This window comes from Streptacidiphilus sp. MAP5-3, from assembly GCF_041262505.1.
In the GTDB taxonomy this organism is placed as follows: Bacteria; Actinomycetota; Actinomycetes; order Streptomycetales; family Streptomycetaceae; genus Streptacidiphilus.
In genome coordinates, this window is record NZ_JBGCCL010000006.1 from 184,434 (window position 1) to 197,832 (window position 13,399).

The 13,399-nt window shown below is 70.9% G+C and carries 11 protein-coding genes, 1 tRNA gene, 1 other RNA gene and 1 pseudogene; 1 reads left to right on the plus strand and 13 read right to left on the minus strand.

Features of this window, described 5'->3' with window-relative positions:
* Positions 1–40: 40 nt before the first annotated feature.
* The 5 genes from ABH928_RS12465 to ffs form a co-directional block, all read right to left on the minus strand.
* Positions 41–745, minus strand: a complete 705-nt coding sequence (locus ABH928_RS12465) for a DUF5063 domain-containing protein (RefSeq protein WP_370065331.1) — start codon at positions 743–745, stop codon at positions 41–43.
* Positions 738–1,337: a recombination mediator RecR gene (gene recR / locus ABH928_RS12470; protein WP_370065333.1), complete on the minus strand. Its 600-nt coding sequence runs from the start codon at positions 1,335–1,337 to the stop codon at positions 738–740. Before recR ends, ABH928_RS12465 begins: the two co-directional genes overlap by 8 nt.
* Positions 1,338–1,607: 270 nt before the next feature.
* Complete coding sequence (locus ABH928_RS12475; RefSeq protein ID WP_196195902.1) at positions 1,608–1,949, minus strand: YbaB/EbfC family nucleoid-associated protein; 342 nt, start codon at positions 1,947–1,949, stop codon at positions 1,608–1,610.
* Positions 1,950–2,145: 196 nt separating this feature from the next.
* Positions 2,146–4,371, minus strand: coding sequence for a DNA polymerase III subunit gamma and tau (locus ABH928_RS12480; RefSeq protein ID WP_370065335.1), 2,226 nt, complete (start codon positions 4,369–4,371; stop codon positions 2,146–2,148).
* Between the two features lie 48 nt (positions 4,372–4,419).
* Positions 4,420–4,510: signal recognition particle sRNA small type (gene ffs / locus ABH928_RS12485), an RNA gene on the minus strand.
* A 123-nt stretch (positions 4,511–4,633) separates the two neighbouring features.
* On the opposite strand from ffs, the gene ABH928_RS12490 reads away from it, so the two are divergent.
* A tRNA-Ser gene (locus ABH928_RS12490) sits at positions 4,634–4,718 on the plus strand.
* Positions 4,719–4,781: 63 nt separating this feature from the next.
* Here ABH928_RS12490 and ABH928_RS12495 read toward each other — a convergent pair.
* The 8 genes and pseudogenes from ABH928_RS12495 to ABH928_RS12530 all read right to left on the minus strand — a co-directional run bounded on the left by ABH928_RS12495 (position 4,782) and on the right by ABH928_RS12530 (position 13,388).
* A pseudogene (locus ABH928_RS12495) lies at positions 4,782–6,062 on the minus strand (tyrosine-type recombinase/integrase).
* Between the two features lie 73 nt (positions 6,063–6,135).
* Positions 6,136–6,363: an excisionase family DNA-binding protein gene (locus tag ABH928_RS12500; protein ID WP_370065337.1), complete on the minus strand. Its 228-nt coding sequence runs from the start codon at positions 6,361–6,363 to the stop codon at positions 6,136–6,138.
* 509 nt (positions 6,364–6,872) lie between these two features.
* Positions 6,873–8,348 carry an ATP-binding protein gene (locus ABH928_RS12505; RefSeq protein WP_370065339.1) on the minus strand — a complete coding sequence of 492 codons (1,476 nt, stop codon included), beginning with the start codon at positions 8,346–8,348 and terminating at the stop codon, positions 6,873–6,875.
* Positions 8,349–8,350: 2 nt separating this feature from the next.
* Positions 8,351–9,223, minus strand: coding sequence for a DNA primase (locus ABH928_RS12510; protein WP_370065341.1), 873 nt, complete (start codon positions 9,221–9,223; stop codon positions 8,351–8,353).
* Between the two features lie 15 nt (positions 9,224–9,238).
* Positions 9,239–9,787 carry a hypothetical protein gene (locus tag ABH928_RS12515; RefSeq protein ID WP_370065343.1) on the minus strand — a complete coding sequence of 183 codons (549 nt, stop codon included), beginning with the start codon at positions 9,785–9,787 and terminating at the stop codon, positions 9,239–9,241.
* A gap of 210 nt (positions 9,788–9,997) precedes the next feature.
* Positions 9,998–12,010 carry an ATP-binding protein gene (locus ABH928_RS12520; RefSeq protein ID WP_370065541.1) on the minus strand — a complete coding sequence of 671 codons (2,013 nt, stop codon included), beginning with the start codon at positions 12,008–12,010 and terminating at the stop codon, positions 9,998–10,000.
* A gap of 161 nt (positions 12,011–12,171) precedes the next feature.
* Complete coding sequence (locus ABH928_RS12525) at positions 12,172–12,540, minus strand: RRQRL motif-containing zinc-binding protein (RefSeq protein WP_370065345.1); 369 nt, start codon at positions 12,538–12,540, stop codon at positions 12,172–12,174.
* Positions 12,540–13,388, minus strand: coding sequence for a protein spdB (locus ABH928_RS12530; protein WP_370065543.1), 849 nt, complete (start codon positions 13,386–13,388; stop codon positions 12,540–12,542). The genes ABH928_RS12525 and ABH928_RS12530 overlap by 1 nt, the downstream gene beginning before the upstream one ends.
* Positions 13,389–13,399: the final 11 nt, after the last annotated feature.

The following is a 13,399-nucleotide window of genomic DNA, read 5'->3' on the forward strand; positions in this document are numbered from 1 at the left end:
CCTGGCCGGGGTCGGCTGGAGTAGTGCGTGTGACTGCTGGTCAGAGGCCGAGCTCGGCGGCCATGAGGTCGCCTGCCTGCTGCTCCAGCTGTTCGTCCGTCAGGCCGTCGTGGTCGGTGTCCGTACCGTCCACCGGCGCGGAGATCGGGCTGTCCATCCGGACGTGCGCGACCAGCGACTGCAGCGCGCGCAGCACGCTGGTGGCCGTGGACCCCCAGTTGGCGAGGTACGAGAACTGCCACCACCACAGCGCCTCGGAGATCCGGCCCTCGCGGTAGTGCACCATGCCGTGCCGCAGCTCGGTGACCACCTCGGCCAGGTCGTCCGAGATCCGGCACGGGACCGGCTTGTCCGGCGGTCCGTACGGGTCGAAGATCTCGTGGTAGACGTCGATGGGCGCGAGCAACTGGGCCAGCCGCTGGCGTAGCTCGTCCTCGTCCGCGTCGGGTTCGGTGTCCGGCTCGTAGCGGTCCTCGGGGAGCACGTCCTCGATGGCGCCCAGGCGTCCGCCGGTCAGCAGCAGCTGGGAGACCTCCAGCAGCAGCAGACTGATCGCGCTGCCGGGCTCGTCGCCCTTGGCGATCTCCGGGACGGAGAGCAGGAAGCTCTGCACCGAGTCCGCGATCTGCACCGCGAACTCGTCGGGCAGGGCGTCGATGGGCAACGCGTCGTCGTGCGCCGTCGGCGACTGCGCCGCCTGCGGCGACGGCAATGACGAGGGCGGCGTGGCGCTGGCGTCAGACATCGAGAAGTCGTCTCCCTTCGAAGGCCCGCCCGAGGGTGACCTCATCGGCGTACTCCAGGTCTCCCCCTACCGGCAGGCCGCTGGCCAGCCGGGTCACCTTGAGACCCATCGGCTTGAGCAGCCGGGCCAGATAGGTGGCGGTGGCCTCCCCCTCCAGGTTGGGGTCGGTGGCCAGGATCAGCTCGGTGACGGTTCCGTCCGCGAGCCGGGTCATCAGTTCGCGGATCCGCAGGTCGTCGGGCCCGACGCCCTCGATCGGGCTGATCGCCCCACCGAGCACGTGGTAGCGGCCACGGAACTCGCGGGTCCGCTCGACCGCGACGACGTCCTTCGGCTCCTCGACGACGCAGATCAGCGACGGGTCACGACGCGGATCCTGGCAGACGCGGCACAGCTCGGACTCCGAGACGTTGCCGCAGGCGGTGCAGAACCGCACCTTCTCCTTGACCTCGGCCAGGGCGTGCGCAAGCCTGCGCACGTCCACCGGATCGGCCTGCAGGATGTGGAAGGCGATCCGCTGCGCGCTCTTGGGCCCGACGCCGGGCAGTCTGCCCAACTCGTCGATCAGGTCCTGGACCACGCCCTCGTACACGCCGCGCTACCTCTGCTCTCTTGCTCTCGTCGCTGCTGCTGCTCGTGTGCGCTTCTGCGCTCTCGCTCTTCGCTCTTCGCACTGCGCTTCGCGCTTTCTGCCTTTTCGGGGCCCATCATCCTCCGGATCGGACCGCTGTCACACCGTCCCGACACGCTCACTTCGGGCGCGGCGCCTGCGCGCTCGCGTCGCGGAGCTTGCGGGTCGGACGCGGGTCGGACGCTGGTCAGAAAGGTCGGACGCGGGTCAGGACGCGGGTCAGGACGCGGGTCAGAACGGCAGGCCCGGGATTCCGCCGCCGCCCAGCCCCTGTGCCAGCGGGCCGAGCTTCTCGGCGGCGGCGCGCTGCGCGGCGGCCGTGGCGTCACGAACGGCGGCCAGGACCAGGTCGGACAAGGTCTCGGTGTCCTCGGGGTCGACCGCCTTCGGGTCGATGACCAGGGCCTTGAGCTCGCCGGCACCGCTGACCGACGCCTTGACCAGGCCGCCGCCCGCCGAACCGTCGAACACCGCCGCGGCCAGGTCGGCCTGGGCTCGGGCGAGCTGCTGCTGCATCTGCTGGGCCTGCTGAAGCAGGGCCTGCATGTCGGGCTGGCCACCACCGGGGAACATGGGCGCTCCTGTCCTGCATCTGTCTGGCTTGCTGCTGTGTTGCTCGGGCGTTGCTGCACGTTCGCTGTTTTGCGGAGCGGGACCGCTCCAGGGCGAGCCTACGTGGTCGCCGTGTCGGATCTGCGTCAGTCGCGCGGATGCCTGCGGTCGATCTCAGCGGGCTGTGCGTCAGCGGTCGTGTGTCAGCGGTCGTGTGTCAGCGGTTCCGTTCGATCTCCTCGATCACCGTCGCGCCGAGCTCACGGATGATCAGGTCATGGCCGGAGACGGACGTGGTGTCGTGCTCCGGGATGTCCTCCTCCGGATCGAACGGGGGCGGCGGCATGTCGTCGTCCGGACCGTCGTACGGCGGTGGAGCGGAGGGCACGGGCGCGGGGGGCGCAGACGGCGCCGTCTGGGCGGGGGCGCTCGGCCGTTGAGCCTGGGGCTGCACCGGCGCCTGCGCCTGTGCGTATGGCTGCGGTTGCGCCTGCGCCTGCGCGTTCGGCTGGGGTGCCGACGTCGAGGGTGCGGGCGCGCCTGAGCCCTGGCTCTGGCCTGCGCTGAACGGCGCGGGGGAGGCGGGGCGCGCGGCCTGCGCGGCGGCGGGCGGGAACGACGCCCCGCCGCCCCCGGCGCGCGGCGGAACCCCGCCCCCACCCCCACCGCCGAAGCCGCCGTTGCCTGCGGCACTGCCGCCTGAACCGCCGTTGGTCGGGCCGATCAGGCACTCGACCTTCCAGTTCACGCTGAAGGTGTCCTGCAGCGCCTGGCGCAGGATCTCGTCGTGGCCGCCGTTGACGAAGCCGTCCCGGGTGCCCGCGTGTTCGAAGGAGAGTTGCAGCGCGCCGCCGTCGAAGCCTGCGACCTGGGCCTGCTGCAGCAGCATCCAGGTGACCCGGCGACGACCCTTCACCGCGTCCAGGATCTGCGGCCACATCTGCTGCCGGATCTGCGCAGCGCTCGCGCCGGAGGCCTCGGAGGAGGGCGCGGCAGGAGCGGGAGCGGGAGCAGGCGTGGGCGCCGGCGTCGTAACGGGTGCGGCGGCGGGCGCGGGGGTCTGCTGCTGAGTCGACTGGCCGAAGCTCGGCGTCACGGGCCAGGCACCGGGCGTGTGGCCGGACGCGGCGGCGGCCGGAGCGGCAGGGACAGCGGGGGCGACCGGTGCAGGTGCAGGCGCAGCGGGCGTGGGTGCGGGGACCGGCGTCGGCACGGCCGCCTCGGTGAACACGGGAGCGGGAGTCGTACCAGCCGTTCCCGCCATTCCCGCCACGCCGGCCGGCAGCGTGGCACGCCGCTCCAACTTCTCCAGCCGGGCCTGCGTCGACGTCTCGTCCGTGAACGCGCTCGGCAACATCACCCGCGCGCAGATCAGTTCGAGCTGCAGCCGGGGTGAGGTCGCGCCGCGCATCTCGGTGAGACCGGTGTTGACGATGTCCGCGGCCCGGCTCAACTCGGTCGCGCCGAAGCGCTGCGCCTGCTGCTCCAGCAGCGCGACCCGGTCCGCGGGCGCGTCGATCAGGCCCTTCTCGCCCGCGTCCGGCACGGCGGAGAGGATCACCAGATCCCGCAGCCGCTCCAGCAGGTCGGCGACGAAACGCCGCGGGTCGTGGCCGCCCTCGATCACCCGGTCGACGATGCCGAAGACGGTGGCGCCGTCCTGCTGGGCGAAGGCGTCGACGATCTCGTCGAGCAACGTGGCGTCGGTGTAGCCGAGCAGGGCCGTGGCCATGGCGTACGTCACACCGCGCTCGTCAGCCCCGGCGAGCAGCTGGTCCATGACGGACATCGAGTCACGCACGGAACCCGCGCCCGCGCGGACGACCAGCGGGTAGACGGAGTCCTCGACCTGGATGTGCTCCCGGCCGCAGACGTCGGTGAGGTAGTCGCGCAGCACGCCCGGTGGCACCAACCGGAAGGGGTAGTGGTGCGTGCGGGAGCGGATCGTCCCGATGACCTTCTCGGGCTCGGTCGTGGCGAAGATGAACTTCAGATGCTCCGGCGGCTCCTCGACGACCTTCAGCAGGGCGTTGAAGCCGGCCGTCGAGACCATGTGGGCCTCGTCGATGATGTAGATCTTGTAGCGGCTGGAGGCGGGCGCGAAGAACGCCTTCTCCCGCAGGTCACGAGTGTCGTCCACACCACCGTGCGAGGCGGCGTCGATCTCGATCACGTCGATCGACCCGGGCCCGCCACGGGCCAGGTCGACACAGGACCGGCACTCGCCACAGGGCGTCGGGGTGGGACCCTGCTCACAGTTCAGGCACCGGGCGAGGATGCGCGCACTCGTCGTCTTGCCGCAGCCGCGCGGCCCACTGAAGAGGTAGGCGTGGTTGACCCGGTTGTTCCGCAGCGCCTGCTGCAGCGGCCCGGTCACGTGCTCCTGCCCGATGACCTCGGCGAAGGTCTCGGGTCGATACCGGCGATAAAGAGCGAGCGACACGACACCGACCCTAACGGTCCCCACCGACAAATCGGTGGCCTACAACGCAAGGACCCCCCGTGCACCCGCCAGAGCTCACCTACCCTTGCTGCCTTCCGGCCCTGGGGGGGTTCAGCGAGATAGCGCCACACGAGGGGCTGACCCCCACAGTACCGGATCCCGGCCCCACTCTTCACCGCCCCTCGGCACCACGTCGGGCCGACCTCCCACCTGCGTCGACCGTGTGCACGAGCACCCCCAAACATCTAGTAAGCTCTCCCACGGAGGATTCGCCTAGTGGCCTAGGGCGCACGCTTGGAAAGCGTGTTGGGGGCAACCCCTCACGAGTTCGAATCTCGTATCCTCCGCACCCGCCCAACTGGGCAAACGAAGGGTCCCACCGCATGTCGGTGGGACCCTTCGTTGTTCTCTCAGCCCTCGTTGTTCTGGTCTTTGTCCACAAGGCCCGTTTCGGCGGGGCCCCAGATGGCACCGGCGATCTTCCGGGCCACCTCCTTGAGCATGGCGTCCGGCACGTGGAGATACCTCGCCCGCATCCGCGCAGAGGTTCCCGGCTCCCAACCCATGATCTGATCGATCACACGATCCGGGACGCCTAGCAGCATCAGCACAGTGGCCGCCGTGTGCCGCGCGTCGTGCAGCCGGCCATCCCTTACCCGCGAGTCCTCGAGCAGACGCTTCCAGTCGTGGTAGTCCGTGTTCGGGCTCAGCGGCCCACCGAGCGGCTTGGTGAACACGTAGTCCGACTCAGTCCACAGATTCGCGGCAGTCACCCGCTCGCGCACCTGTACCTCGGCATGCGACCGCAGCATTGTGACCAGCGGGCCCGGAAGCGGCACCGCACGCCTCCCGGCCCGGGACTTGGTGTTCTTGGTTTCGCGCCGGACCTGAACGCGGTCCGGGCAGTACCCCGCTTTCCGACCGCAGGGTGAGGCGTCTCCACACCCGTGCTCGTACTTCGGGCGCAATCGGTTCCGGCGCAGCTTCAGGTACTCGTTGTCCAGGTCCACGTCAGACCAACGCAGTCCGAGCGTCTCGCCCTGTCGCAGACCGAGAGCCAGGGCCAGCATCCAACGCGCGCTGTTCCGCCGCTTGTTTACTTCGATCAGGAGGCGCTGGACCTCTTCCACCGAGTAGGGCTCGACCTCCGTCTCCTCCTCTTCCATCCGCGGCGGCTTCGCCAGCGCAGCGGCGTTCTTGGCCGCATGGCCGCGCCGCACCGCCTCGCCGAGCGCTGTCCGGACGGTGCGGTGCGCCTGGTGGGCAGTGGCAGCCTTGCTGCCGCTGGCCTGCATGCGGCGGTACAGGCTCTCCAGGTGCTCGGGCTCCAAACGGTCGATGCGGTGCTTGCCGACGCCTGGTACGAGGTGAACGCGAACCGCGACCTCGTAGCCGTCCTAGGTGTTCTCGCTCACGACCGGCTTGGCGATGTCCTCGACCCAGTGCAGGAGCCACTTCTCGACCGTCCACGGCTTGCCGGGTTGGCGGGCCGACCCTTCGTCGCGCTGCTTCTCAAGTCGCCGGACCTCTTCCACCAGCTCCTTGCGCGTCGGGCGGGTCAGGTGTCGGCGGTAGGGCGTTCCGTCGTCCTTGTAACCCATCGGTACTCGGGCATGCCAACGACCGTCCTGCCCCAGGTAGATGGCTGATTCGCCGTTGGCCCGACGGGTGTGCTTCTTCTCCTCTGCCACAGGCAGACTCCTGATCCTTGGTTGCGGGAGCGGGGACGAGGCGGCGGCTGGTGTGGGCCGCCGCCTCAGCGGGTCAAGCAGCAGCACGGTGAGCGGCGCGGAGACGCGCGACGTAGGCAGTCGGCGCGTCGGACGGGACGCGCCGCAATCGGCCCACGGGTACGGACTCCAACTCGCCGGATCGAATGAGCGCGTAGCAGGTGGTCCGGCCGATCTGAAGTCGGCGCGCGGCCTCCTCGACCGTCAGGAGAACCAGCGTTGAGTCCTGGTCGATGGGGGTTTCGGGCGTGGCGGTGGTCACGAGGGGACTCCTCCCGATCCGGGCATGCGTGATGGACGGGGGTTCCAGGCGGGGGTACCTGAGGTTCCGTACCGGCGGGTTGGCGGTGCGCTGCTGTCCGAGGTGCGGATTTCTGCGTCATTGCGTCATCAGCGTCATCCGCGCCTCTGACCTGGGGCTTTGGGTGTCGCAGCGGTCCGGGCCTGCGTCATCGGTGCGTCACCGGCTGCGTCACCGTGACGCGGCCGGGTGACGCAGGTGACGCAGGATGACGCAGAGCCAGCCGTCTGCGTCACCCCCTTTGCCGCAGGTCAGTGGCTGTTTTCCGACCCGGGTGACGCAGGTGACGCAGCGTCTTCCCTCTTAGGAAAAAGAAGAGGGTGTCTGTAGGTAGTTAGGTGCGCCTCAGAGCGAAAAGAGGGAGCCGCTTCGCGGCTCGTCCTTCGGGCGGCGTTCCGCCGAACAGCAAGAGGAGCACCCGGGCGGGCGGTGGTGCTCCTCTTGCTGTTTGGGGCGAGCGTGGGCGCGGGTCAGAGCATCCGCTGCTGTTCGGGCGGGGGCGGTGGGCCCGGGCGCATCATTTCGAGGTAGCGCCCCTCTTTCGTCCGGCCCGCCTCGATGAGTACCTGACGGGCCGCCAGGGTGGGCTGGAGGCGCTTGAGGCGGTCGGAGAGCACTTTGCCGGTGGTCGGCCAGCCCTTCGGCAGGGCCCGCAGCTCGTCGCCGCTGTAGACACGGCCAAGGCAGTGCAGCCACTCGGTGGAGGTCATGCGCTGCGCCGTGCCCGACTCGATGGTCTCGGCGTGCCTGAGGACGGTCTGCGCGAGCAGGTCGCCCTCGATCACGTCGTCGTTGAGGTCGTCCAGGCTGGCCCGGTAGGCGGCGAGCGAACCGAGGCCGGTGGCCGCGTCGAGCTGCACGCACAGGTGCGCGAAGTCCGCCATCCGCAGATCGGTCGGGGTCTCCGCCTCCATCGCCCGAATCTGGACCGTGAGGTCGAGCAGCGATCCGAGGACGACGGGCAGCGCCTCGGCGTACTCCGCCCACAGCTCGGCTTCGGTGCGGCGGACGGCGGGCCGTTCCAGGCGTAGCGGCAGGAGGCGTTCGGCGAGGTCAGGCCGGATCACACCGACGTCGATGCCGGTCAGGAGCATGGGGCGGCGGTAGCCGACGCGGAACACGTCCCCGTCAGTGAACAGGGCGCGCTTGACGTTCTCGGCCCCGGTCACGATGCAGCACATCGCGTCGGACATGTCCGGGGTCATGTGGGAGAGGTTGTCCAGAGCGGTGATCCATCCGGCCGCCACGGCGGCCAGCAGGTTTTCCTCGTCCTTCGGTGCGCGGCGCAGGTCACCGCTCATGCCCTCGATGATCCGCAGGAGCATCCGGCCGGCGGTGGACTTGCCCGCGCCCTGCGGCCCGGTGAGGAACGGGGCCGGGACGGGCACGGACGGTCCGAGGCAGCCGATGAGCCACGCCATGGCCAGGCACTCGGAGCTGGCGTTCGCGAAGTTGCACAGCCGGAACAGCAGGTCGATGCCCTTCCCGTCGGTGTCCTTGGCGGGCAGGGGCAGCTCGCCCGTGAGCTGGGTGCGCCGCCAGCACACCTCGCGGGGGTCGGGAGTGAGGATGTCCCAGCCGGTCGGGTGGATGCGAACGGACTGCCCGTCAGTGCGCCCGAGGTCGAGCCACGTCGCCCCGTCGAATCCGGGGGCGACGCGGATGTGGACGGGCTGCACCGCCTCGGATAGCGCGAGCGCTTCGATCAAGTCCAGCGCCTCCTTGAGGGCGGTCCCGTTGAACACGCCGCATCCGTCCTTGAACAGGCCGACCATGAGTTCCTGGCGGTGGCTGCCGGTGGTGCCCTGGGAGCGGATCGGACGGGCCACGGGGTGGCCGTTCTTCTGCGCGTACACCGTCCCTTCGGCGGTGCGGAAGTACCGGAAGTGCTCTTGGGCGTAGTCCGCGATGACCTCGCGCGCGGGAGTCTTCTCGTCCTCGGACATGGCTACAGTCCCAAGCGGTTAAGGGCGTTGGTCCACGCGTCGGTGCAGTGCCGGGCGGTTTCGCCCTTGGCAGCCGCGGCGGTGAACAGCCGCGCCATGTGGGCGTCGGTCAGGCAGCCGCACCGGCCGTGCGTGGACAGCACCGCGAGGAACGTCCGGTACACGGTGGCGTGCACCGCGCTGGAAGCCTCGCTGATGCGCTGTTCCGCCATGGCGACGCCACGGTCCAGGTAGGCGGGCATACGGTGAGGGCACTTCCCGCCGCCAGCAACCCCAGGCATGGCGGTGGCCTGCGGCGCCGACCGGGCCGGGGCAGGCTCCTTGACCGCGAGCGCGCGCACGGTGCCGGGCAGGTCCACCAGCGTGCCCGTGCCCGGGCCGAGCCAGCGGGCGTAGGACATCAGCGACTTGATGTCCACGCCGTCCCGCACGCCGTTGCGGGAGCGCATCACGCCCCGGTACAGCCAGTGCTCACCACGCGTGGTGGCCACGGTCCGGGTGGGTGGCAGGGCGTCCCTGGCCCAGGTGATCGCGGCGGCGTTGTCGAGGTCCAGCACGGTCATGCCAGCGCCTCCGGGGTGGTAGGCCAGCGCTTCCGCGCGCCGCCAGGCGGCGGCCCAGTGGGGCGAGGTGATGACGTGCGGGTCGGTGGTGGCGGCGGCCCAGGCGTGGCACGGCCTTGGGCACTGGCAGGGGCCGGGCTTGAGCATGTTCGGGCGGTCTCCGCACCGGCTCTTGCGGCAGGCGGGGCAGTTCCCGAACGGGACCTTCCCGGCGGCGAGCGGCAGGGCCGGAACGCCGCGCCCGGCAAGGGTCAGTGCCTCGGCCAGCAGGCCCACCGGAGGTCGACCCGGACTGTTGGTGTTGGTCTGCATGTGGGGTCCTTCCGGTCAGTGGGCGCGTGCGGCGGCGATGTCGAGCTGCCGGTGGACCTCGACCAGGCGGCGGCCGGGCTGGTCGTTCCAGTCGTCGACGGAGCGGAACGCGCCCTGCGAGACGAACTGCTCCATGAGCAGCACCCGGGCCCGGGAGGCGGTGGCGGGGGTGCCGTATCCAGCGCGGAGCACCATGAGCTGTGCACCAAGCAGGCACACCGCGCCCGACTGGTCCCACAGGCGGCCCTGGGTCCAGCCGTGGGCGGTGAGATAGCGAGCCACCAGGCGCAGGTGCGTGGCGGTGTCGGTCGGGGTCGGTGCCGGGGTGCGGTGGCGGATGCGGTCGAGCCAGTTAGGAACCGGCCGGACCATGCCCAGGTCCCACGCGGCGGCCACGGTGCCGTACGGGTTCGGTGGCGGCACGGGGAGGGTGCGCGCGGTGGCGGGGAGAGAGGCCAAGTACGCCTCGACCTCCGCCACGAGGGTGCCGCCGTCGGCGACGAATGAGAGGTCCGGCAGCAGGAGCGCGCTCGGGCGCGATTGAGTGGTGCTGCGTGTGGTCATGGAGTCACTTCCACTTCGAGACTGGTTGGTGACTGTGTGTAGGGGGAGGGGGGCATGGGGGTGCCAGGGAAGGCGTTCTGGCGGGGGTTTTCGCAGGTTGAAGGGTGTGCCTCCCCAGCCTCCCTGTGACGCGTCGTCACAGGTCAGGTTGGGGAGGCAGGGTGAGGGAGGCGGGTAGGGAGAACTCCCTGCCTCCCTCGGTGGCTCCCTTTACTCAGCGTCACTTCTGGCGGTGTCGGCGTCGCGCTCCTCCAGGGCGGCGAGGACCTTGGCGCGGGAGACGACCATCTGTCCGCCGGACTTGTAGGGGGCGGCTCCGGCGGCCTCCAGGACCTCGGTGAGGGTCTGGAAGGTCCAGCCTTGGTAGTAGGCGCGGTTGCGTTCGGTGAGCTGCTGGATGACCTCCTGCGTGCGCACCCGCGCGGTGTCGCCCAGCACAGCGGCGATGTCCGCGAGGGGGTCCACGGGCTCCGTGTCCTTCTCGGCGGCGCGGGTGATGACGGCGGTGCGGGCGGCCTTGGCGCGGTCGGTGATCTCGATTGCGGCGGCGTCGTCGATGAAGTGGGTCCGCACGGTCACCGAGGACTGGCCCGGGGCCATCTGGATGCCGTCGCCGGTGACGACCAGGGTTCCCTTGTCGAGGCCCTGGCGGAGCAGGTGCGGGGACGCGCCGCCGTCCACGGCCTTGTCGCCCAGGGCCATGCGGGATTGCGAGTCGGTGCCGAGCACGAGGGCGGCGCGGATGTGCGCGCCCTCGCGGACCAGCTTGGGCAGGTTCTGGTCGGTGGGGTCCTGGGTGCCCTGCCACAGGGTGACGTTCACGGCGCGGCCCTGGTTGTGAATCTTGCGGGCGGCCATGAAGTACCGGCTGGTGGCCTTCACGCCGCCGTAGGGGCGCTTGTCCGCCCCGACGATCGGGCACATGAACGCCACCTGCGCCTCGTCCACGATCAGCACCAGCGGTGGGTGGACGGTTCCGGGCGGGGCCATCAGGCGGCGCTCCATCTCCTCCACGCCGTCCTCGACCATCTCGGTGACCTCGATGACGTGGTCATCGGTCGGGCCCTGGATCAGCACGGTGGCCAGGCCGTCGAACATGTTCCAGTCGCCGACGCCCTTGAGGTCGCCGATGCGGAACTCGACCGCGGGGTCGAGGCAGAGCCACAGCGCCAGCGCCCGGAGCGAGGCGGTCTTACCCTGGTTGGACAGGCCCGTGATCAGCATGTGTCGCTGGAACACGGTGAGCCGGGCGGCATCCCCGCGCAGGTCCTGCCCCCAGGGGGCGCGTCCGGTCTTGTAGTTCGCGGTGGTGGTGGGGTCGGTGACCAGCGGTGACGGGCCGATCGGCTCGTCCAGCGCCCCGGAGTCGGCGATCCACAGCCGTACGGTGCGCGCGGCGGTCGGGATGGTGATGAACACCTCGTGCTCGTGCCGGTTCAGGTTCTCCGCGAGCTTGCGGCGCCGCTTCTGGATCTCATCGGTGGAGACGCCCGTCGGCAACTGAACGTCGACCTCGACGCCGCACCCGGCGATCACGATCGACGAGAGCATGTTCCCGCCGCCGTCGCCCATCTCCAGGATGGACTTCCGCAGCGCGGAGATGCCCAGGTCCCGCAGGGCCAGCACCACCGCAGCGGGCGTGACCGGCTCACCCTCGCTGCTCCGCGCCGGCAGGGCCCACGCGGGGGCGGCCTGGCGCTTGCGGCCCGCGTTCCAGCAGGCCAGCAGCGCCAGCCACGGCAGCGCGGTAAGCAGCGGTCCCCACACCACGGAGGCGATGAAGACCACCATGTTGGCCAGGTGCACCGCGAACATGGTCGGGGCGATCACATCGGCGATGTGATGGCTGGTCATCGCCATGGCGATCCCCAGGGCCAGCAGACCGGCCATGGTGGCGAGCGACCCGACCAGCAGGCTCTTGGCGAGACGCACGGGTGCGGTGATGAAGTCCATGCGCCGCTGGTGCCGGGAGGTACGGAACGCGGCGGCGCGCTGCTCCCACTCCATCGCCACCTCGGGCTGACCGGCCGCCTCGGCGGCCCGCATCATCCGCTCGTACCGGGCGGTGGTGCGCGACTCCCAACCGCGCCGGGCCAGGATGCCGCCACCGGCCAGGGCGAACGTGCCGTGCCGCACCGTGAACCGCGCGGCAGCCTTCGTACGCTCGTGCGTAGCCGCCGCGCGCACCTTCCTGGCTGCCTGCACCAGGCCCGGGGGCAGCATCCGCCGGGCCCGGACCGGTGCCGCCTTGGGCTCCGGAGCGTTCTCGCCCAGCCGGTCGGGGAACGGCAGCACGGCGGCCCCGTAGCCGTCGGGGATCGCGTCTTCCACGGCCACCGCGGAGGCGGCCGACTCGTAGTCGTGGCTCACTGAAGCGTCCTTTCTCAGGCAGCGAGTGCCGTGGTGTCGTGGCAGGTCACGCAGGTTCCGAGCGTGCGTGGGATGACGTAGCCGACATCCCGCGCACAGCCCGGGCAGGTGCGGCGGGCCCGGTTGGCTGCTGCGAGCGCGGCGCGCTGCGCGTCGGTCATCGGCCGGACCGGTTGCGCGAGGTCGAGGCGGTAGAGGTACGCGCAGCGGATCCCGCCCCGGACCTTGCGGGACCGCCACAGGAGTTGCGCCGCGACCGGCTGACCGGCCGGGCGCAGATCACGGGCGCGGAGCTGGCGGCGCGTGGCGTAGCCGTCCGGGGCAAGCCGGAACGGGAACGTGGGGATGCCGAACCGGGCGCCGGTCGGGTCGTAGAAACGCATCAGGCTCCCTCGGCCGTGGCCATGACGCGCCGCCAGGCGGACCGCAGGCGGGTCTCTCCCGCGCTGTGACCGGCCGCGCGGAACCGCATCGCCAGCTCGCGGTAAGAGAGCGGCGGGGTCTCGCTGTCGCGCATCTCGGCGACGATCCGGTCCAGCTCCTCATCGGTCAGATCGGTCAGCCCGGGCGCGGCCTCCAGGGCGGGCAAGACAGCCTCGATCGGCCCCCACACGGGCAGGGTCCAGCGGGGCTGTGCCCCGGGTGTGACGCGGTCCGTCACGCAGGTCAGAGCGCGTGCGGTGCCGTCACCCTGCCGGGCCCCTTCCAGCCGCGACCAGGCTTCCGCGAGGTGTCCGGCGGTGCGGGCCTGCACGCGTGCGACGCGTGCCCCGGCGGCCGTCACGGCGGTCAGCCGGGTCTCTTCCGCGCCCGCCTCGGCGCGCAGCCGGGCTCGCAGCACCGCGGCTTCGTCCCGGGCCTCCTGTTGAATGGACTGGATGGCGTCCAGGGCGTTCGGGGTCAGCGCGGTGCGCTCCCACAGCCCGTGGACCAGCCACAGCGCCTTCGCCGCGATCGGGAGCCAGGCGACGGCCAGCCAGGCACCCGAGGATCGCTCCCCGATCGCGTGGACGACCAGGACTGTGGTGGCGACCAGGCCGAAGCACCAACCGACCGCCGTGATGCCGGTCGAGTGGTCGCCCTGCGCGGCGAGGCGGCGCTCGTAGGCGAGCGTGGCGAGCCACCCGCCGTCCAGTCCCAGGCCGACGACCAGGGCGATGGGCCAGGGCATCGAGGCCCCCAGCCACATCACAACCACGGCCAGGGTCAAGACCATGCTGACCAGCGTCATGGCGACAGCCG